Raw genomic sequence first — 20695 nt, forward strand, 5'->3', positions numbered from 1 at the left:
CTGTATGATGCGACAACGGCCACGAAGCGTCAGGGCAAGAAAGGCACCCGCTTAACGAAATCGGTCTGGAAGGCGGTGGCCTTGTCCCAGGAGCCCTGCATGCTTAATTGATGGCAAATCAACTTAAGCGTGTTCCGGGCAAAATAGTAACTCTGTACCCGGAAGAGATGACAACGTGCTTCGTTATTTATTTCTTTAATCAGCCTGTTATGTAATTTTGCCAGCGCATGTAAATAGCTGGCGTCATCCCCGTTGCGCAGGCATAAGTCAACCATATCCATACAGGCATTGTGGTAGCGCCGCAGATGATCAATATTGCTTTCAGGGCGGTTCAAACGCGCTTCAGCCATATAGAAATCGACGGTGGCGTCCCGAATTTGAAATTTATATTCGTCTATCTGATGCTGTAGCCAGGCATTCATTGAAAGCATGGTTATCGATCCTGGGTTTTAAATGATAATCATTATCATATTTATAAAATTAATCGGGATCAATGGGGAAAATGTGGTTTACCACCCAAAGTGGGCGCGCAGTGGTCGCAAATATTCATTTACTTTCCCTGTTTTATAAATAGGCATCCACTATGAATGTTATACTGATGATAATGAATTGATAGTTTACTGATGCCGGGAAATGGCGGTTGAAATGGTTTAATACAGATTTATCATATTGTTAGACTTATGCGAGAAACGCTTTTTCACAGCCTGATAATGATAATTAAGCGTAATAATCACCGCCCAAAAACAAATGCCGCCAATAGCCCTGCAAAACAAGAGGTTGAAGCAATATCCATTATCACTAACATTAGAGTAAACCAGCCTGAAACTGGTACGACACACCATGAGGTATTCGTTATGCAAGCGGAAAGCGTAGGGACTTTTTCACTGGATGAGAACGTCTGGAAAGGACTGACGCTGACAGATAGCGCAGTGAAACAAATCAAGAATTTAATGCAACAGGATGCGGCGGTACAAGGGTTACGGCTGGGCGTTAAACAATCCGGCTGTGCTGGATTTGGTTATGTGTTGGATCTGGTTCGTGAGTCCGTTACGGATGACTTACTGTTCGAGCGCGACGGCGCAAAGCTTTATGTGCCGCTAAAAGCGATGCCTTTTATTGATGGCACCGAACTTGATTTTGTCCGTGAGGGACTGAATCAGATATTTAAGTTTAATAATCCCAACGCTCAGCATGCCTGTGGATGCGGCGAGAGCTTCGGCATTTAAGTGATGACAAATTATGGCACGTAGCACAGTAGAAGTACCTGATGATGTCCAGATCTGGATGGGTGATGGGCGCTATAAAGAAGGCTTTTTCACCGAGCTGGCAACCGACGAATTGGCGCACGGCATCAACGAGGATGTCGTCCGGGCTATTTCAGCAAAACGCAATGAACCGGAGTGGATGCTGGAATTCCGGCTTAATGCTTATCGCGCGTGGCTGGAAATGGAAGAACCTCACTGGCTGAAAGCGCATTACGACAAGCTCGACTATCAGGACTATAGCTATTATTCCGCGCCGTCCTGCGGCAGTTGCGACGACACCTGCGGTTCTCAACCGGGCGCGACACAGCAATCCGGCATTGCGGACGTCAATAATTACCTGACCAATGAAGTCGAAAACGCCTTTAATCAGCTTGGCGTGCCCGTGCGCGAAGGTCAATCGGTGGCGGTTGACGCTATTTTTGACTCGGTTTCCGTCGCCACGACTTATCGGCATGAACTGGCTGAGCAGGGCATTATTTTTTGTTCATTCAGCGAAGCCATTCAGGAGCACCCCGATTTAGTACGCCAGTATCTCGGCACGGTCGTGCCCGCTAATGATAATTTCTTCGCCGCCCTTAACGCGGCGGTGGCATCTGACGGTACGTTTGTCTATGTGCCGAAAGGTGTACGCTGCCCGATGGAGTTATCCACCTATTTCCGCATTAACGCGGCGAAAACCGGACAGTTTGAGCGCACGATCCTGATTGCGGACGATGACAGCTATGTCAGTTACATTGAGGGTTGCTCCGCGCCGGTACGTGATACCTATCAGCTTCACGCCGCCGTGGTCGAAGTCATCATCAATAAAAACGCGGAAGTGAAGTATTCCACGGTGCAGAACTGGTTCTCCGGTAAAGACGCCGAAGGCGGCATTTTGAACTTTGTTACCAAACGCGCGCTGTGTGCTGGCGAGTACGCCAAAATGTCCTGGACGCAATCGGAAACCGGTTCGGCCATTACCTGGAAATACCCGAGTGTGGTGCTGCGCGGCGACCACTCGGTCGGCGAGTTCTTCTCTGTGGCGTTGACTAACGGGCATCAGCAGGCCGATACCGGCACCAAAATGATTCATATCGGTAAAAACACCCGTTCAACCATTATCGCCAAAGGGATTTCCGCCGGTAACAGTGAGAACACGTATCGCGGTCTGGTAAAGATTATGCCGAGTGCCGCCAACGCGCGTAATTTTACCCAGTGTGACTCGATGCTGATTGGCAGCGACTGTGGCGCGCATACGTTTCCGTATGTGGAAGTGCGCAATAACACGGCGCAACTGGAACACGAGGCCACTACCTCGAAGATTGGCGACGACCAACTATTTTACTGCCTGCAACGCGGTATCAGTGAAGATGACGCGATCTCCATGATCGTCAACGGGTTCTGTAAAGATGTCTTCTCTGAACTGCCGCTGGAATTTGCGGTAGAGGCACAGAAGTTACTGGCGATTAGCCTGGAACACAGCGTAGGTTGATTCGCTGTTACCGGATTTTTATTGATAAAAATACCGGTCACAAAAATGATGAGCGTCGCAAACTATTCGGCGCCGGAAGGATAGAGCATGTTAAGCATTGAAAATTTAAGAGTCAGCGTAGAAGGCAAAGAGATCATTAACGGTCTGAATCTCAGCGTTAAGCCAGGGGAAGTCCACGCGATCATGGGGCCGAACGGCTCAGGGAAAAGCACGCTCTCCGCTACGCTGGCCGGGCGTGAAGAGTATGAAGTGACTGGCGGCGCGGTAAGCTTCAAGGGTAAGGATCTGCTGGAACTGGACCCTGAAGACCGCGCGGGCGAAGGGATCTTCATGGCGTTTCAGTATCCGGTCGAAATTCCCGGCGTCAGCAATCAGTTTTTTTTGCAAACGGCCGTGAATGCGGTGCGTAAATACCGTGAGCAGGAACCGCTGGATCGCTTTGATTTTGCTGATTTTATCGAAGACAAAATCAAACTGCTGAAAATGCCGGAAGATTTGCTGACTCGCTCTGTCAACGTGGGTTTCTCCGGTGGAGAGAAGAAGCGTAATGATATTTTGCAAATGGCGTCTCTTGAGCCGGATTTATGCATCCTTGATGAAACCGACTCTGGTCTGGACATCGATGCGCTGAAAATTGTCGCCAATGGGGTGAACGCCCTGCGCAACGAACAGCGCTCTTTTATTATCGTCACGCACTACCAGCGTATTCTTGATTATATCAAGCCAGATTATGTGCATGTTCTGTATCAGGGCCGCATCATTAAATCCGGTGATTTCTCACTGGTGAAACAGTTGGAGGAGCAAGGCTATGGCTGGCTTACCGACCAACAGTAACCCGAACGTCAAGAAAACGGGCATCGAACAGAAGCAGGAAAAAGCCTTGCGGCAATGGCATGACCTGTTTGAAACCAAAACCGCGCAGCGCTCGGCGGATGCGCGTCAGCACTGGCAGGAAGTGCTGCGTCTTGGGTTGCCGCACCGCAAGCATGAACACTGGAAATACACGCTGTTGGACGGGTTGCTGGCGCACGAGTTTGTGGCTCCGCAAGTGCCGTCGGTCACGCGGGACGAGCTGAATGCGCTGGCGCTGCCTGTTGATGCATGGCGTCTGGTGTTTATCGACGGTGTCTTCTCCGCGTCGCTCAGCGACGCGCAGTGGGGGCCTTATCAGGTTGATATTCAAACCGCCCGTACGCACGGTGAATTCCCTGCGGCCGTCCAGTCGGAAGTGTTTCTGCATCTGACGGAAAGTCTGGCGGCGCAGAGTACATTGATTCGTCTGGCGGCTAATCAACAGGCTGAAAAACCCTTGTACCTGCTGCATATCAGCAGTAGTCAAGGGACGGCGTTGAATACGGTTCATCACCGCCACCATCTGGATGTCGCACGCGGCGCCAGCGCGCAGATTATTGAACACTATGTCAGTCTGGACGAACACGCGCACTTCACCGGCGCGCGTTTAACGGTGAGCGCGGGCGAAAACAGCCGCGTCAACCACTATAAGCTGGCCTTTGAAGCCGCTGCCGGTTATCACTTCTCGCATAACGATCTGGTGCTGTCCCGCGACGCGCAGGTTCGTAGCCACAGTTTTCTGTTGGGCGCAGGCTTGACCCGTCATCACACCAGCGCGCAATTGAATGGCGAAGGGACGAATCTGGGCATCAACAGCCTTATTCTGCCCATCGGCAGCGAGGTGTGCGACACCCGTACTTATCTGGAACATAACCAGGGGCATGGCGAAAGCCGCCAGTTGCACAAAACCATCGTCAGCGATCGCGCCAAAGCGGTGTTCAACGGCATGATTAAAGTAGCGCCGAATGCGCTGAAAACCGATGGTCAAATGACCAACAATAACCTGTTGCTGGGACGACTGGCTGAGGTAGATACCAAGCCGCAGTTGGAAATCTATGCCGATGATGTGAAATGCAGTCACGGCGCCACGATTGGTCGCATAGATGAAGAGCAGCTTTTCTATCTGCGTTCACGCGGCATCACCCGGCAGGATGCGCACCAGATGATTATTTTCGCGTTTGCCGCCGAAGTGACGGAAGCCATTGAAGATGAATTATTGAGAGAGGTGGTGTTAAAACGTATCGCGAAACGCTTGCCGAACACTCAAGCAGACATAGGAAAGGCAGAGCTATGAGTTATCCCATCGAACAGGTTCGCGCGGATTTCCCGTTACTGGCCAGAGAGGTGAACGGGCAACCGCTGGCTTATCTCGACAGCGCCGCCAGTGCGCAAAAGCCGCAAGCGGTGATCGACCGCGAAGTGGCTTTTTATCAGCGGGAATATGCCGCTGTGCATCGCGGTATCCATACGCTGAGTGCGCAGGCGACCAGTGCGATGGAAGCGGTGCGTGAACAGGTGGCGGCATTCATTAATGCCGCTTGCGCGCAGGAGATTGTCTTTATGCGCGGCACGACGGAAGCCATCAATCTGGTGGCCAACAGTTTCGGCCGTGCATTCCTGCAAGCCGGGGACAATCTCATCATTACCGAGATGGAACATCACGCTAATATCGTTCCCTGGCAAATGCTCGCGGAAGCACGGGGTGTGGAAGTGCGCGTTATCCCGTTAACGTCGGAGGGAACGCTGGATTTGTCCTGCTTGCCCGCATTGCTGGATGAGCGTACCCGTTTGGTGGCGGTAACGCACATTTCCAACGTGCTTGGGACGTTGAATCCGGTAAAGGACATTATCGCTCAGGCGAAAGCCGCAGGTGCGGTGGTTCTGGTGGATGGCGCTCAGTCGATTTTGCATCAGTCGATCGATGTGCAGGATTTAGATTGTGATTTCTTTGTTTTTTCGGGACATAAAATTTATGGCCCTTCCGGTATCGGCGTGCTGTATGGCAAACGTGCATTGCTGGAGTCAATGCCGCCCTGGGAAGGCGGCGGCGCGATGATCCATCAGGTCAGCCTGCGCACAGGAACAACTTATGCGGATGTGCCGTGGCGCTTTGAGGCCGGCTCACCCAACACGGCCGGGATCATGGGATTGGGCGCGGCGCTGAGTTATGTGACCGCGCTGGGATGTGACGCTATTCAGCGCTATGAATCCTCTCTGATGCGCTATGCGTTGGAAACGCTGGCTCAAGTGCCGGATTTAACGGTGTACGGTCCTGCGGAACGTCATGGGGTCATTGCGTTCAACCTGGGGCGGCACCATGCCTATGATGTAGGGAGTTTTCTCGACCAGTATGGGATTGCGATCCGCACAGGCCACCACTGTGCGATGCCACTGATGGAACATTATGCCGTTCCCAGTATGTGCCGTGCCTCGCTTGCCGCTTATACTACGCGTGAAGAAATCGACCGGTTGGTCGCCGGGCTGCAACGTATACATCGATTGCTGGGCAACTGAGCCTTGCGCCACGTCGCCTGGGGAGGAAAAAATGGCAAGTCTGCCGGAACCGCAGAAATTAGTACGTAATTTTTCGCGCTGTCATAACTGGGAAGAGAAATACCTTTATATCATTGAACTGGGCGCCCGGCTTGAACCGTTGCCGGAAATCTGGCGTCAGGCTGAAAATTTGATTTCCGGTTGCCAAAGCCAGGTCTGGATTGTGATGCAATGTGACGAGCGGGGACGCATAATCCTGCATGGTGACAGTGATGCCGCTATTGTGAAGGGATTGATTGCCTTGGTGTTCAGTCTTTATCAAGGGTTGAGTGCACGAGAGATCGTTGAACTGGATGTTCGTCCTTTCTTTGAAGAACTGGCATTAAATCAACATTTAACGCCGTCCCGTTCTCAGGGGCTGGAAGCGATGCTGCGGGCGATCCGCGCTCGCGCCTTGTCGCATGTCCAATAAATTTCAAGATACAGGACGCTACCACAAACGCATTAATAACTTGATGGATGGCGGGGATAAATAATCACGCAGAACCGGTTCATTCATAACAAAGCGCCAGAATATTATCTCTGGCGCTTTTCGCTTTTTATTGGGCATTGCACGCTCATATTTCGGAATGAGTCGATAGATTTATCGCGAGATGGATTTTACTCTACATTCGCTTTTGTAAAGAATTGAATATCAATGCGTTGATTTTTAAATAAAATATGATTTTATTTTGGCAATGCTAATATGGCCGGACGCTGGTTGCTTGGAATAGGACCAGATATCGTTTATTAACCGACACTTGAGCCTTGACGTAGGGACTGTGTATGAAACATGCGTTAACTTTATTTGGTATGTTCTTTGCGACATATCTGGCAAGCAGTAACGCTGCCAGTGCGACGGAGTATCCATTACCGCCACCCAATAGCCGTCTCATCGGTGAGAATATCGCTTATACTGTTCCGAATGATGGCCGCTCGCTGGAAGATATTGCTGCGGAATTCAAGATTGGTCTGCTGGGCATGCTGGAAGCGAATCCAGGTGCCGATCCCTACCTGCCGAAGCCAGGTTCCACACTGACGATCCCTACCCAAATGCTGCTGCCTGATACGCCCCGCAAGGGGATTGTCGTCAACCTGTCCGAGTTGCGCCTTTACTATTACCCCAAAGGCAAGAACACCGTGATTGTTTACCCTATCGGTATTGGTCAACTTGGTCGTGATACGCCATTGATGACGACCTCGATCAGTGAGAAACGGGCTAACCCGACCTGGACGCCGACAGCCAATATTCGTAAACACTATCTTGAAGAGCAGGGGATCACGCTGCCCGCGGTCGTGCCCGCCGGGCCGGATAATCCGATGGGCGCGCATGCGTTGCGCCTTGCTGCGCACGGCGGTGTTTATCTGCTGCATGGCACTAACGCCAATTTTGGCATCGGTATGCGCGTCAGCTCAGGTTGTATCCGCTTGAGACCAGACGATATCAAGGCGCTGTTTGACAATGCGCCTACCGGAACACGCGTACAGATCGTCAATGACGCCATCAAGACATCGGTTGAGCCGGACGGTAAACGTTATGTAGAGGTTCACCAGCCATTATCCAAATCGGATAAAGACGATCCGCAAACCATGCCGATCACGATTTCGGATAAAACCAAAAAATTCATTGATGCGGACGATACCGATGCGAGAGCGGTCGCTGATGCTATCGCACGTCGTTCAGGAATGCCGATTCTGGTGAATGTAGGACATGATATCAATAGCTATGACCCCCCCCTACAATCTGCCGAAGATGAATCCGCAGCAGATGGCGCCACAGCGAATCAGGAGGCGCCCATTACCGCTATCAGCTCATCAGCCGCTCAGTAATGCGAGCCAACGGCTGCTGGGAGACACTCGCGTTCATTCGCGAGTGATCTCTATGAAGGAAGGTTATCGGCGGGATGCGGCAGCAACCTCCTGCCGGTACAAAAGTAAGGCAACGCACCGTACTCATCTGAAAAGAAAGCAAAAAAAAATGGCGCACATTGTGCGCCATTTTCACGACTTAACCAGTTCTATTACTTTTTGTAAGTACGAACTTGGTTGTCCAGACGCTGGTTAGCACGAGCTGCGTCATCTTTAGCAGCCTGTACGTCAGAGCGGATTGCATTCACGTCATTGCTCAGTTGATCAACTTTAGCGTTCAGTGTCTGAACGTCAGAAGAAAGTTGATCGATTTTAGCGTTGCTTGAGCAACCAGCCAGCAGAGTAGAACCCAGAATTACCGCGCCCAGTACCAGTTTAGTACGATTCATTATTAATACCCTCTAGATTGAGTTAATCTCCATGTAGCATTACAAGTATTACACAAACTTTTTTCTAATGAGAATAAATTTTTGATGAGAACATGCTTAATTTCGATCATTCGCTCAAAGAAGCAGCGAGTTTTGAAAAATCATAAAAAAAGTAGGGAAAACAGCGTTATTTTTATCAGATAAGTCTGATGTGTTTGACTAGTTAGAATTATGCGTAAGCATAAATATTATTTAGTTACCCGCGCGTATTTAATCATAGCAGAAAATAAAAAAGCGCCATTCAAGGCGCCTTAAATAATATTTGAGCAGCCGTTTCTGATTTAGAGACGGTGTACCGATGCAGTGTTGGTCGTGCCGCTGGAAACCAGCGCGCCTGAAACCATTACGACAACATCCCCCTCCTGTGCATAGCCGCTGTTTAACGCCGCTTCTTTCCCAAGACGGTAGAAGTCATCGGTGGAGGCAATTTCTTTTACCAACAGGGTATCAACGCCTTTACTCAGCAGCAGTTGACGAGCGGTTACTTCGTTGGTGGTCAGCGCAAGAATGCGTGCGTTTGGGAAATATTTACGAATCGATTTCGCTGATTTGCCGCCGCTGGTTGCCACGACGATCAATGGCGCATCCAGTTTCTCTGCGGTTTCCACCGCACCGCGGCAAACGGCTTCGGTAATCCGCAGTTTGCCAGGCGTCTTGAGCGTATCGAGGCGAGACTTCATCACGGTGTCAGTGCGTTGGCAGATGGTTGCCATAATTGTCACGGCTTCCAACGGATATTTCCCTTTCGCACTTTCACCCGACAGCATGACAGCATCAGTGCCGTCGATGATGGCGTTGGCGACATCGCCCGCTTCAGCGCGGGTAGGGCGTGGGTTTTTGATCATGGAGTCTAGCATTTGCGTCGCGGTGATGACCACTTTGCGAGCCTGATTACATTTCTCGATCATCATTTTCTGCGCGAAAATCACTTCTTCGACCGGAATCTCAACCCCCAGGTCGCCACGAGCCACCATAATGCCGTCGGAGGCTTCCAGGATTTCGTCGAAATTGTTCAAACCTTCCTGGTTTTCGATTTTAGAAATGATCTGGATGTGCTCGCCGCCGTGCGCTTTCAGATGAGCGCGAATCTCTTCAACGTCAGAACCCTTACGGATGAAGGACGCAGCGACGAAATCGACGCCTTGTTCGCAACCGAAAATCAGATCGCGTTTGTCTTTTTCAGCCAGCGCGGGCAATTGAATGGAAACACCCGGCAGGTTAACCCCTTTATTTTCGCCCAGATCGCCGTTGTTCAGGACTTTGCACACCACCTCATTGCCGCTTATCGCGGTGACTTGCATACCGATCAGCCCATCATCGACCAGCACGGTGTTGCCGACGCTCAGGTCTTCGGTGAAACCGGCATAGGTCACGGCAACGCGATCTTTATTACCAACAACGCTTTGATCGGTGGTGAACGTGAACGTTTGACCGGCGGTCAGGGACGCATCCGCACCGTTTTCTAATTTCATGGTGCGGATTTCAGGGCCTTTGGTGTCGAGCAGGATAGCGGCTTGTTTACCGGTTTTCGCCACCACTGCCCGCAGGTTCTTAATGCGTTGGCCGTGTTCAGCGTAATCCCCGTGTGAGAAATTCAGGCGCATGACATTCATGCCTGCGGTCAGCATGTTGTTCAACATTTCTTCTGACTCAGTTTTCGGCCCGATGGTACAAACAATTTTTGTCTTTTTCATACGTTGGTTTCTACAAGTTGTGGTGGATAAAAAACGTAGCACCGGCAGCAGCAGGAAAACCGCTTCCGGAAAAATGCATTTGGAAACGATCTTAAACAGACAAGTATAGATGGTTGCAGCGAACAGATGATGAAAGCGTAACCGCTTGTCGCATATTGTTAGCGTGATAAGAGTAGGCGATGCCGTTGACAATAGCGTTATTGATTGTGGCACGTGTGTAAGCTGAAACCATTCAGTGAAACAACGTTTCGTATTATAGTTATTGGGCGATGAGAAACAAGCTGGTAAAACCTATCAAAGTCAATATTTTGTCATTTTTACGCAAAAAACCGAGCTGTTTGCAATTTTTACCTGCCTATGTTGCTCAACTGCATAGAAAACTCCATAAAAAGAGGAAAGATCACCGCCGGTATGCAGTGCCGTTGACAGGATTCTGCCGCAATTTATTTAGAAAAACACTATGTAAATAAAGCGTTCTCTATCAATCTGTATGGGGGTTTGCCGTCATCGAATTTGAGAGAATAATAACAAGTGATGGTTTGTCCGTCATTGTGGACGGTGACGGCGCAAACGGGCAAAACCAGATTATGCCGGTGACAGCGCTATTAATGGCGGATTATCGCTATTGATAATAACGCCTAAGGCATCTTCTGCACTGATGTGACAAATTTGTTTCAAGGCTTCAATTTTTCTGACGGTGAATTAGATTCTATGTTGTTTTTAATGGTTTCTTAATTTATGCGAAACATATTCGCTAATATATGTTAGCAAGTTTATTCAAGAATAATACGATAGTATATAGCATACTGATAGGGAATTTTTAATTAGAGTGAAACTATACTATGGACAATTTGGTTAATATCTATAATGGAATAAAATTATTAGGTGGTTCTCCTTTAAAATGGTTGATTTCCGATGTCGATGCTTTATATCGTCTCTCTATTGAAGAGCAAAAAATATTAAAGACACTTTTAATTAAAGAGGCTTTTAGCTTTCATTATAATAATAATCACTATTATCGGAAACTATGCGATGAGCAGGGTGTTTCTCTCTCAGATATCAATGAATTTGATGATCTGGTTCGTATCCCCTTGATTCCTATTTCTGTTTATAAGTCAACAGATAATTTTAAATTGCTCAGCATACCGTTGAATGAAGTGGAACATGAAATGTTTTCAACGGGGACGAGCGGTATCCCTAGCATCAATCGGCGGTGTCACGAAACGATGAATAATACGGTTTTAACCGTATATACAAATTATCGTTCAATGTTTAAAATATCTTCCGGGGCAGGTCTATGTTTGTGTCCTTCCCCAGAAGATGCTCCTGAAATGGCATTAGTGAAGATATTTAATTTTCTTACCGGACTGCTTGATACAAGGTATTATGCGGTTCAACGCAATGAATTTGATTGTGATAACGTGTTGGAACAATTAGCAGGTTGGCAAAATAATTTTACGCGACATATCATGGGACCGCCATTTATGGTACATCGCTTTATTTCTCACCTAAAAAAGAGAAATATCAAGCTCGAATTGGATAAAGACAGCTTGATAATTATGATGGGTGGATGGAAACGTTTTTCCGGTGAAATGATTTCCCGTTCGGAATTAAATCAGGATATCACTAATTGGTTGGGTATCCCCCCTGAACATATCCGTGATATGTATGGCATGGCGGAAGCCAATGTGTTGGCAATTGAGGATGAGTACCACCACAAACATGTTCCCCCTTATATTCACTTTTCAGTGCGTAATCCCGAAGATATCACGCAAGAAGTACCGGACGGCGAAATTGGTCAGTTGGCGGTGTTGGACCCTTTAGCAATTTCGGTGCCCGCATTGTTATTAACTGAGGATTTGGTCTATTTGCGTACAGACAAATGTAAAAGTTGGCGCAATTCTCAGCGCGTGGAGTTTGTGTCAAGAACATCAGCGGCTAAAGAGTTTGGATGCTGTGCCGTCAATCTTGAAAGAAAGCTGGCGAACAACGATGAGAGAGAAAACCTTTAGGATGAATAAAATATTATGTTTAATGATATTATTATAGATAATTTCTGCAATCCTGAACATCAAGGCGAAGTGGTTAATCCAGGCATTAGACTCTCTCTGGGCAATTCTGTATGTGGAGATAAAGTAGATATTGATTTAGTGATTGATGATCAGAATATTATCAAAGAAGCGAAGTTCCGCGCATGGGGGTGTACGGCATTATTAGCGATGGCTAACTTATTTTGTCGCGTTGTGGAAGGAAAGGTTATGCATGAAATTTCTGCTATGCCTTCAAATGAAATAGATAAGCTTTTAGGTGCGTTGGCGCCTTCTCAGCATCACTGCATTGACATGCTTCATGATTTATTCAGGCAGCTAAGGGACTGTAAATGAGCGGATTATATTTCGATCATAACGCGACAACGCCTCTCAGTCCTGGCGTTAAGCGTGCGATACAAGAAGCTATGGATATTTTTGCAAACCCATCGGGAAGTCACCAATTCAGTTTTTCAGCGAAGGCAATGATAACTGAAGCCAGAACGTCGGTCGCGCAGTTGCTGGGGACCCCGATTGAGAATATTGTGTTTACCTCTGGGGGAACGGAAAGTAATAATTTAGCGCTCGGTAGCATACTCAACACAGCGCCGGAGGGAAGTTGTGCCAAATGCCATATAATCTGTTCCTCTATTGAACATCCCTCGGTTTTGAATATCTTACGCTGCTACCAGCAGCAAGGCGGTGCATTGACAATCGTTGATCCAGATAAGACGGGGAGAGTTTCCGCCTTAGATATTCAAAAAGCTTTACGTCCAAATACACGTTTGATCGTGCTTATGGCCGTTAATAATGAAACAGGTGTGATTCAACCTTTTGTTGAGGTATCAAGAATAGCAGCACGGGAAAACGTTTACCTACATGTAGATGCTGTTCAGGCCGTGGGGAAAATACCGATTAATTGTCGCCACTTAACCGGTATTTCCACACTATCGTTTTCCGGCCATAAGTTTAATGCTCCAAAAGGAATTGGCGGTTTATATTATGCGCCGAATATAAATCTCCGACCGAATATCCTAGGGGGCGGCCAGGAGTATGGTTTGCGCAGTGGCACCGAGAATACACTGGGCTTGGCCGGGTTGTCTGTGGCGGCGAAAGAGGCGTATTGCGACATGGTGTCACGCTATGAAATCTGTCAACAGATGAGGGACCGGTTTTTGGAACGGTTAAATAAGCTTGGGATACGTTATATTGTTAATGGAAGTCCTCACCCCGATAATCAAACTCCCTGGACGATGAATATCAGTTTTCCTGGTATTCGGGCTGAATCGTTGGCCAGTAGATTGGATCTGTGTTACGGCATTTCTTTGTCATTGAGTTCTGCATGCAGCAACAATACGACTAAGCGCCGTTCTTACGTACTGAGTTCGATGGGATTATCGGATGAAAACATTGACGGCGCACTACGTATTAGCCTGGGCCATACGACATCCGCCCAGGATATTTTACTTTTAGCCGATGCGTTAGCTGAAGAGTCTTCTCATCTGTATCGAATGGCTGGATTTAATATTAATTAAATCTTAATTAGACATGATGGTTTTTTTAAATATAAAAATTGAGAGTAAACAATGGACGTTTTTAATTTTCTTAAAGAACAAATTATTGAGTTGACAGACACTGATGAAGATATTCTTAGCGTTGATATGGAGCTAGACACAATTGGCCTGGTGAGTTTGGACTATATATCAATACAAGTTGCATTAAAAAGAATGTCAGGCGTTAACCTGGAATTAAAAAAGGCCGAGCTTTCAAGTATTAAAACGCTTGGCGATCTGGTGGGGTATATAGAGGCTCAGTGCTGTTAATATTAATGAGGAATGTTATGCTCATTAATTCAGTACGGTTCAAAACAGTGCTTATTTTTTCATATAGGAAGTGATGATATGTCTGTTTCTCGAAGACTTAACCGTGTCGTGGTTACAGGATACGGTGGGATCTGTCCGCTTGGGGGAAATAGCCAGGATATTTGGAACGCTATTCTTGCTTATCGCCTCGGCTATACGTTAGTTTCCCACCCCAACGAGGATGTTGTGGCCAAGTTTTTTGGTCATATTCCTTTTCATGTTGATGTTTCACGTTTTTCAAAGAAATTACTGAAATATCTTCCCCGATTTAGTCGATTAGGGCTTATTGCAGCTGATGAAGCATTGAGCATGGCGTTTGGGAAAGATAGTCGCCGTTCTCTTGATGAAATCTATTCTCCCCATGAACGCGGCGTTATTTTTGGCACGGGGTGGGGTGGGGAAGATGATATTGCTGAAAATGGGGAAGCTTACACAAGACAATCTCTTGCTTCTCCTTTAAGTAATATTATGGCAATGCCGAGCGTTGGATCGGCAGCCATCTCGATGAATTGGAATCTTTGCGGATATCAGAATACACCTGTCGCTGCCTGCGCGTCAGGAAGCATCGCGATTGGCGATGCATTTGAAATAATCCGAAGCGGCCGAGCCAAGATGATGCTGGCGGGGGGAGGAGAGAGCATACGTCACCCCTTCTCTGTCTGGAATATTGATATTCTCGGTGCGCTCAGTAAAGAGCAGGAGAATGAGCGGAAGGCCTGTTGCCCCTTTAGTCTGGATCGCAGCGGCTTTGTTTTATCTGAGGGAGCGGCGGTTTTATGTCTGGAAGAGTATGAAAATGCGGTTACGCGTGGCGCGCCGATTTTGGCTGAGATTATTGGGTACAGTAATTTCTCCGACGCCTGGGATGTGACGGCGCCGGACCCAAATCTTAACGGCCGGATGATGGTTATTCAGACAGCATTGAGTCAGTCGAAGGTCGCTGTACAAGATATTGACTATATTAATGCGCACGGTACTTCCACGCCGTTAAACGATCTTAATGAAACATTGGCTTTGAAAAAGAGTTTTGGGAAGTCGGTGTACAATATTCCCATCTCCAGTACAAAATCCTATACCGGACATCTGATTGCCGCCTCGGGAGCCATGGAGTCTATTTTTTGCGTCAAGGCGATTGAGGAAAGTATCGCGCCTGCCACATTGAATTTACTGAATCCTGATCCCGAGTGTGATTTGGATTTCATCCCTAATAAACATCGTGTACTTCCTCGTTTAGAAACGGCGCTAAATGTTAACTATGGGTTTGGCGGTTCTAATAGCGCCTTATTATTTAGCAAAGCTAAGTTATGAATATCTGTTATACATCGACCGACCTAATGCGATGGGCTGAGTTTTCTAACGATTTCAACCCTATTCATTTCAATCTCTCTGCGGCCCGAAGTATCGGCATTCCAAATATTGCCGTACACGGAATGTTGATGATGTTGCCTCTAAAGGTGAACTGTGATGACTATCAAAGGGAGAAGGCGCATGCGGGATGGCAATGGAAGGCGTCATTACGCCAGCCCATCCTTGCCAATACACAGTGCTTGTTCAATATACAACACCCTACGTTGTCTGGAAAAACGTTATTCAGTTTATGTCATGGTGACGGCAGTACCACTAAAAACCTGATTGGATATCACGCGCCTTTTTCATTTCATAACCTGCATTGTGAATCGCTGGCGAAACTTGCGCGTTACAGCTTGCCTCCCAAATGTGTAGTTGAAAAACAAAAAACATTTCAACAATACTATCCGAATATCACCGCGCTTTGGATTTTTATTGATGCCCTTATTTTCTCACAGCTTCTTGGTCAACATGCAAAAACGTTGATCAGAGAAGCGTTTTATCCCTATCTGAAAGAACAGGGAAAAAATACCGAGGATATATTTATCTTGCACACGACGCATAAAGTGATGTTGTCCCCGACGATACAGACATTATCTTTGTCCGGTGAAATAGGGGTGATCAATTATACTATAAGCGTTGATCCATCTTTTATTGTCGACAATAAATTGTGCAATATGCTGACTCTTCCTGTTTGGCTTGATGGGGAGTTGGTTATTGTTATTGAAATCAGTCTTGTAGGAATAACGGTATGAAGGGATTGACAGCCTTTATTGAAAAACAAGAAATAAGCGGCATTCGTTGGGTCTTTGTTTCCGGCGGTTCAAGGGGAATAGGAAAGTGTATTGTGAAAATGCTGGCAGGTTCGGGATTGCACGTGGTTTTTACCTATCGTAAAAATGGGCAGGCGGCGCAGGAAATTGTCAATGAGCTTCAACAGGCGGGATTGTCCAGTGAGGCATATTGTTGTGATGTCTCAGATAGGGAACAAGTTAATTCTTTGGCTAATTTATTGCTTTCCCGATTAAAGTCTCCCTATGCTGTTATAAATAATGCAGGTATAGTTCGGGATAGTTTGCTGGTTAATATGTCGCACGATAACTGGCTTGATGTTATTAATGGAAATCTCAACGCTATTTACTTTGTTAATAAAGCTTTTCTACCTGAAATGATTGTTGAGGGTAATGGTTGTATTGTTAATATCAGCTCCATTTCTGCGTTCAAAGGAAATACGGGGCAAAGCAATTATGCTGCGTCAAAGGCAGCAATGATCGGTGTGACACGCGCTTTGGCGGTTGAGTTAGGGCGTTTTAATATCCGAGTCAATGCTATTGCCCCGGGATTGATCGACACCGATATGGTTGCAGATATGTCTTTATCGGAGAAAAAAAGTATTTTGAAAAAAATTCCGCTGCCCCGAATGGGAACCCCGGAAGATGTTGCGCTAGCCGTGTTATTTTTATTAGGAGAAGGGGGGCGATATATTACGGGTCACACTTTGGTCATTGATGGCGGTATGAGCGTATAAGTATCAAAATAGCTGGTTTTTTCAATTTATTAGCGATGTTATCCGTTAAGCTCGCTAACAGAATTCAACCTTTATAATTGATCCAATGGGTTCTGTTGAGCTGGCTTTAAGATGTTAAGAGTAAGGCAAACGAATCTCATTGCTGCTGGAAGGTATATGACTGCACGCGCGCTGCTTAAACCTCATACAGAACAGCCTAACAAACGCAAAAAGTCGATAGTTGTCGCCTCGGTATTATTTATCCTGATGGCAATAGGCTATTGCCTCTATTGGTATCTGGTGTTGTGCCATTATCAAACCACTAATGATGCCTATGTTGTCGGTAATCAGGTAAACGTTATGGCCCAGGTCGCTGGAAGCGTAAGTAAAATTTATGCCGAAAATACTCAGCGAGTTAACAAAGGCGATATATTGCTTGAATTGGAGCCTACCGATGAGCAGGTGTCTTTTATCTATGCTCAAAATATGCTGGCGAGTGCCGTCAGACAAACTCAACAAAAGATAGTTGATCAGAATCGTCTGCGGGCTAAGGTGCGTTTGAAACAACTCGCTTTGCGAAAAGCCGAGAGTGATTTTAAGCGTCGGGCAAATTTGGCAGATCGCGGGGCGATTGATAAAGAAACGTTGCAGCACGCCAAAATGCAGATGCAAATGGCGCAGGCCGAGCTCGACGTTGTCCGCGAGCAACTGCGTGCGGGCGATGCGCTGCTTCTGGATACGCCGTTACCCCAGCAACCGGCCATTCAGCAGTCTGCGAGCCGATTGCGTGAGGCCTGGCTGAGTTTGCAACGTACTAAAATTGTTGCGCCTGCCGCCGGATATGTATCGCGCCGCAACGTTCAAATTGGCGCCAGGGTTAACAAGGGGTCGTCTCTGATGGCGATCATCCCTGAGGAACAGCTATGGGTAGACGCCAATTTTAAGGAAACCCAAATCCGCGATATGCGTATTGGACAAGCAGTCAGGCTGGTCAGCGATGTTTATGGCGATAAAGTGATTTATCAGGGGAAAATTGTCGGATTGGATATGGGCACCGGCAGTGCTTTCTCGTTACTCCCTGTACAGAATGCAACCGGAAACTGGATCAAGGTGGTGCAACGTGTCCCGGTGCGCATTGATCTGGAACCGAACCAATTGAAGCGGTATCCGCTACGCATCGGTTTGTCCATGACGGCGACCGTTGATATCACGGATAACGCCGGCCCTGCACTGGCTGTCAGAAGCGACGAGCAGATCCGTTATCAAACGGAAACCTTGTCTTACGAGCAAGCCCCGATTAATGAGTTAATTTCACAAATTATTGCCAGAAACGTGCAGGCGGGGGGATGAGAGTGCAATGGTAAAAGAGCCGTTATCTGGTGCGCGTCTGGGATGGTTAACCTTTATGCTGGCGTTTGCTGCTTTTATGCAAATCCTGGATCTCACCATTGCCAATGTTTCCATTTCCACGATTTCAGGCGATATCGGTGCTTCAACGTCACAGGGCACCTGGGTTATCACGTCGTTTGCCGTCGCAAATGCGATTTCCATTCCATTAACGGGGTGGCTGGCCAGGCGTTTTGGTGAAGTGCGCCTGTTTCTGATCGCTACGTTGTTGTTTGTTGTAGCCTCCTGGTTATGCGGTATTGCGAATAATATCGCGATGTTGATTGTCGCGCGTATTCTTCAAGGTGCTGTTGCGGGGCCGATACTTCCATTGTCGCAAAGCCTGTTGCTAAGCCATTATCCGCCACAAAAACGCAACATGGCATTGGCGTTCTGGTCCATGACGTTAATTGTCGCACCTATCTGTGGCCCGCTACTTGGCGGCTGGATTAGCGATAATTACCATTGGGGCGGAATATTTCTGATCAATATTCCATTCGGCATCGTAATTGTTCTTACCGTGGGTCTGTTGCTGAAAGGGAAGGAAACAGTCACGGAGCGTCAGTTGGTGGATAAAATAGGGCTGTTGCTATTAATCGTTGGCGTAGGATGCTTTCAGTTGTTATTGGACCGGGGAAAAGAGTTGGATTGGTTCAACTCGACGGAAATCATCGTATTGGCAATCATAGCGGTGGTTTCCGTGACTTTTCTGATTATCTGGGAGCTTACCGATAGCAGTCCGATTATTGACCTGAAGTTGTTCAAGTCGCGTAACTTTACTGTCGGCACGCTTTGTATCAGCCTGGCGTTTTTATTACACATCGGTACGCTGGTATTGCAACCTCAACTGTTGCAAACCGTGTTTGGCTACACCGCTACGTGGGCGGGACTGGCAATGGCGCCTATTGGTATCTTACCGCTGTTTCTGGCGCCGTTGATTGGCCGCTTCAGTGAAAAATTCGATATGCGTTATTTGGTGACTTTCAGTTTCATTGTTTTTGCCTGTTGCTTTTTCTGGCGCGCTTTGACATATGAGCCTTCAATGGGATTTGCAGCCGCAGTTTGGCCCCAGTTTATTCAAGGATTGGCTATTGCAACATTTCTTATGCCGTTGAATGCGATTATTCTGTCTGATATTGAGCCTTCTAAGGTCGCCTCTGCCGGGAGTTTATTTAATTTTTTGCGCACCCTGGCAACATCCATCGGCACATCGCTGACGACCACATTGTGGTCGCGTCGCGAGGCCTGGCATCATGAACGTTTAACCGAGTCAGTAACCCTTTATAACCCTCTCCAGGAAGAGACATATCGGCAACTGTCCGAACAGGGGTTGACGCAGCAGCAGAGTTTTAATCAATTGAACCAGATCATTACCCAACAGGGGTTGATCATCGCGGCCAATGAGATTTTCTGGTTATTTGGTTTTATTTTCTTGCTGTTGTTGGCATTGGTATGGATATCGAAGCCGATACCTAAGATAATATCGGCCTGAAAAATATTATATGTATGGGGGTTATTGTCATTTACGGGGTGCTCACAAGTTGCTGTGAATACGCTGTTGTATTGTGCATATTATCTCGGCATACAGGGCAATTATTACTGGTTTTTTTAAATTTCCATAATGTATTGTTATGCAGTGCCTGCCTTAAAGATGATGGGCGCAAACCGAAAGTCGTCATGCAGGTTCGGCTGAAATGGGCGCAATCGGAAAATCCACAATCACTTGCCAGCGACGTTAATGTGGTATCGCAATCAATGTTTCCAACTGCATCTCGAAAGCGTTGCCAGAGTAGATAGCCACGAAAATTAATTCCCATTTTATCGCGAAACAAGTGTAAGAAACGGCTTTCAGACAGAAATATACGCGCTGAAATCGTTTTTGAAGAAACACATTTCACGGGTAAACTGTTCATTAGCGATACCGCTCTGTCAATGCGTTTATCCGTCTGGCATCTGCAAGGCGGGTATGGCGTCAGCAATCGTTCCACCTGAATAAGATCCAGAGAAACATGTGTTGTGAGTGCTTGCTGAACCAACGAGACCAACATTAACGCCGAATAATAATCAAGTAAGGTCAGGCTATTAGAGGTAGTTCGATGCACCAGCCGGTGATAATTAGGATCGGCAGGGTCGACGAGTAAATTAATACAGCACTGAGAAGATGTATCTAATCGATGCGGAAGGTTGGGGGGAATAATAAAGCCATAAGATTTTTGGGCTCCACTTTCTGCTTCTATCGTAATCAGTTCATTATGAGGGGAAAGACAAATTTGCAGGCAAGGATGACTATGCCATTCAGCGATCATATTATGAGACAGTATTATATTCAGTGTGGAGAATGGGTGTTGCCTGATGAAATAAAGAGGATTTAAATTTTTCATCATTTTTACCGACTCCTTGTAAGACAAAATAATAACGCAAAGTGATGTTTTTGACGTTAGTCGAATATATCTAT

The 20695-nt window shown here is 47.1% G+C and carries 20 protein-coding genes; 16 read left to right on the forward strand and 4 right to left on the reverse strand.

Translation table 11 applies throughout. From position 1 onward, the window contains the following. Positions 1-29: 29 nt before the first annotated feature. On the reverse strand, positions 30-431 hold the full coding sequence (locus tag EH207_RS07415; protein WP_137713401.1) for a hypothetical protein: 402 nt from the start codon (positions 429-431) through the stop codon (positions 30-32). Positions 432-854: 423 nt separating this feature from the next. Here EH207_RS07415 and sufA point away from each other — a divergent pair, with 423 nt between their 5' ends. The 7 genes from sufA to EH207_RS07450 all read left to right on the forward strand — a co-directional run bounded on the left by sufA (position 855) and on the right by EH207_RS07450 (position 7950). Next, a complete protein-coding gene (sufA, locus tag EH207_RS07420) occupies positions 855-1226 on the forward strand; it encodes a Fe-S cluster assembly scaffold SufA (protein ID WP_137713402.1) in 372 nt (123 codons plus the stop codon). 13 nt (positions 1227-1239) lie between these two features. Beyond that, positions 1240-2736, forward strand: coding sequence for a Fe-S cluster assembly protein SufB (sufB, locus tag EH207_RS07425; protein WP_137713403.1), 1497 nt, complete (start codon positions 1240-1242; stop codon positions 2734-2736). A gap of 87 nt (positions 2737-2823) precedes the next feature. After that, positions 2824-3570, forward strand: coding sequence for a Fe-S cluster assembly ATPase SufC (gene sufC, locus EH207_RS07430; RefSeq protein WP_137713404.1), 747 nt, complete (start codon positions 2824-2826; stop codon positions 3568-3570). Then, positions 3545-4882: a Fe-S cluster assembly protein SufD gene (gene sufD / locus EH207_RS07435; RefSeq protein ID WP_137713405.1), complete on the forward strand. Its 1338-nt coding sequence runs from the start codon at positions 3545-3547 to the stop codon at positions 4880-4882. The genes sufC and sufD overlap by 26 nt, the downstream gene beginning before the upstream one ends. Continuing rightward, complete coding sequence (sufS, locus tag EH207_RS07440; RefSeq protein ID WP_137713406.1) at positions 4879-6102, forward strand: cysteine desulfurase SufS; 1224 nt, start codon at positions 4879-4881, stop codon at positions 6100-6102. Before sufD ends, sufS begins: the two co-directional genes overlap by 4 nt. Before the next feature lie 31 nt (positions 6103-6133). Beyond that, a complete protein-coding gene (gene sufE, locus EH207_RS07445; RefSeq protein WP_137713407.1) occupies positions 6134-6553 on the forward strand; it encodes a cysteine desulfuration protein SufE in 420 nt (139 codons plus the stop codon). Between the two features lie 353 nt (positions 6554-6906). Continuing rightward, the gene (locus EH207_RS07450; protein WP_137713408.1) at positions 6907-7950 is read left to right on the forward strand and encodes a L,D-transpeptidase family protein; all 1044 of its coding nucleotides are present in this window, start codon (positions 6907-6909) and stop codon (positions 7948-7950) included. Positions 7951-8141: 191 nt separating this feature from the next. Here EH207_RS07450 and EH207_RS07455 read toward each other — a convergent pair whose 3' ends face one another. Together EH207_RS07455 and pykF are read right to left on the reverse strand one after the other, a co-directional pair. Next, positions 8142-8378: a major outer membrane lipoprotein gene (locus EH207_RS07455; RefSeq protein ID WP_005970385.1), complete on the reverse strand. Its 237-nt coding sequence runs from the start codon at positions 8376-8378 to the stop codon at positions 8142-8144. Positions 8379-8698: 320 nt separating this feature from the next. Further along, the gene (pykF, locus tag EH207_RS07460; RefSeq protein ID WP_137713409.1) at positions 8699-10111 is read right to left on the reverse strand and encodes a pyruvate kinase PykF; all 1413 of its coding nucleotides are present in this window, start codon (positions 10109-10111) and stop codon (positions 8699-8701) included. Positions 10112-10953: 842 nt separating this feature from the next. On the opposite strand from pykF, the gene EH207_RS07465 reads away from it, so the two are divergent. The 9 genes from EH207_RS07465 (at position 10954) to EH207_RS07505 (ending at position 19732) form a co-directional block, all read left to right on the forward strand. Then, positions 10954-12123, forward strand: a complete 1170-nt coding sequence (locus EH207_RS07465) for a LuxE/PaaK family acyltransferase (protein WP_137713410.1) — start codon at positions 10954-10956, stop codon at positions 12121-12123. A 15-nt stretch (positions 12124-12138) separates the two neighbouring features. Then, entirely contained in the window at positions 12139-12495 is a 357-nt protein-coding gene (locus EH207_RS07470; RefSeq protein ID WP_137713411.1) for an iron-sulfur cluster assembly scaffold protein, read from the forward strand. Beyond that, a complete protein-coding gene (locus EH207_RS07475) occupies positions 12492-13673 on the forward strand; it encodes a cysteine desulfurase family protein (protein ID WP_137713412.1) in 1182 nt (393 codons plus the stop codon). The genes EH207_RS07470 and EH207_RS07475 overlap by 4 nt, the downstream gene beginning before the upstream one ends. Positions 13674-13724: 51 nt before the next feature. Beyond that, the gene (locus EH207_RS07480) at positions 13725-13961 is read left to right on the forward strand and encodes an acyl carrier protein (RefSeq protein ID WP_137713413.1); all 237 of its coding nucleotides are present in this window, start codon (positions 13725-13727) and stop codon (positions 13959-13961) included. Between the two features lie 78 nt (positions 13962-14039). Continuing rightward, positions 14040-15308 (forward strand): beta-ketoacyl-[acyl-carrier-protein] synthase family protein, encoded by a 1269-nt coding sequence (locus tag EH207_RS07485; RefSeq protein ID WP_137713414.1) that lies wholly within the window; start codon positions 14040-14042, stop codon positions 15306-15308. Positions 15309-15334: 26 nt separating this feature from the next. Then, positions 15335-16102, forward strand: a complete 768-nt coding sequence (locus EH207_RS07490; protein ID WP_175413656.1) for a polyketide synthase family protein — start codon at positions 15335-15337, stop codon at positions 16100-16102. Then, positions 16099-16875, forward strand: a complete 777-nt coding sequence (fabG, locus tag EH207_RS07495) for a 3-oxoacyl-ACP reductase FabG (protein WP_137713416.1) — start codon at positions 16099-16101, stop codon at positions 16873-16875. Before EH207_RS07490 ends, fabG begins: the two co-directional genes overlap by 4 nt. Positions 16876-17031: 156 nt before the next feature. Further along, a complete protein-coding gene (locus EH207_RS07500) occupies positions 17032-18204 on the forward strand; it encodes an HlyD/EmrA/EmrK family protein (protein WP_137713417.1) in 1173 nt (390 codons plus the stop codon). 7 nt (positions 18205-18211) lie between these two features. Continuing rightward, on the forward strand, positions 18212-19732 hold the full coding sequence (locus tag EH207_RS07505) for a DHA2 family efflux MFS transporter permease subunit (RefSeq protein ID WP_137713418.1): 1521 nt from the start codon (positions 18212-18214) through the stop codon (positions 19730-19732). A 31-nt stretch (positions 19733-19763) separates the two neighbouring features. Here EH207_RS07505 and EH207_RS07510 read toward each other — a convergent pair whose 3' ends face one another. Continuing rightward, complete coding sequence (locus EH207_RS07510; RefSeq protein WP_137713419.1) at positions 19764-20624, reverse strand: AraC family transcriptional regulator; 861 nt, start codon at positions 20622-20624, stop codon at positions 19764-19766. Between the last annotated feature and the right edge of the window lie 71 nt (positions 20625-20695).

Source organism: Brenneria rubrifaciens, assembly GCF_005484945.1.
In the GTDB taxonomy this organism is placed as follows: domain Bacteria; phylum Pseudomonadota; class Gammaproteobacteria; order Enterobacterales; family Enterobacteriaceae; genus Brenneria; species Brenneria rubrifaciens.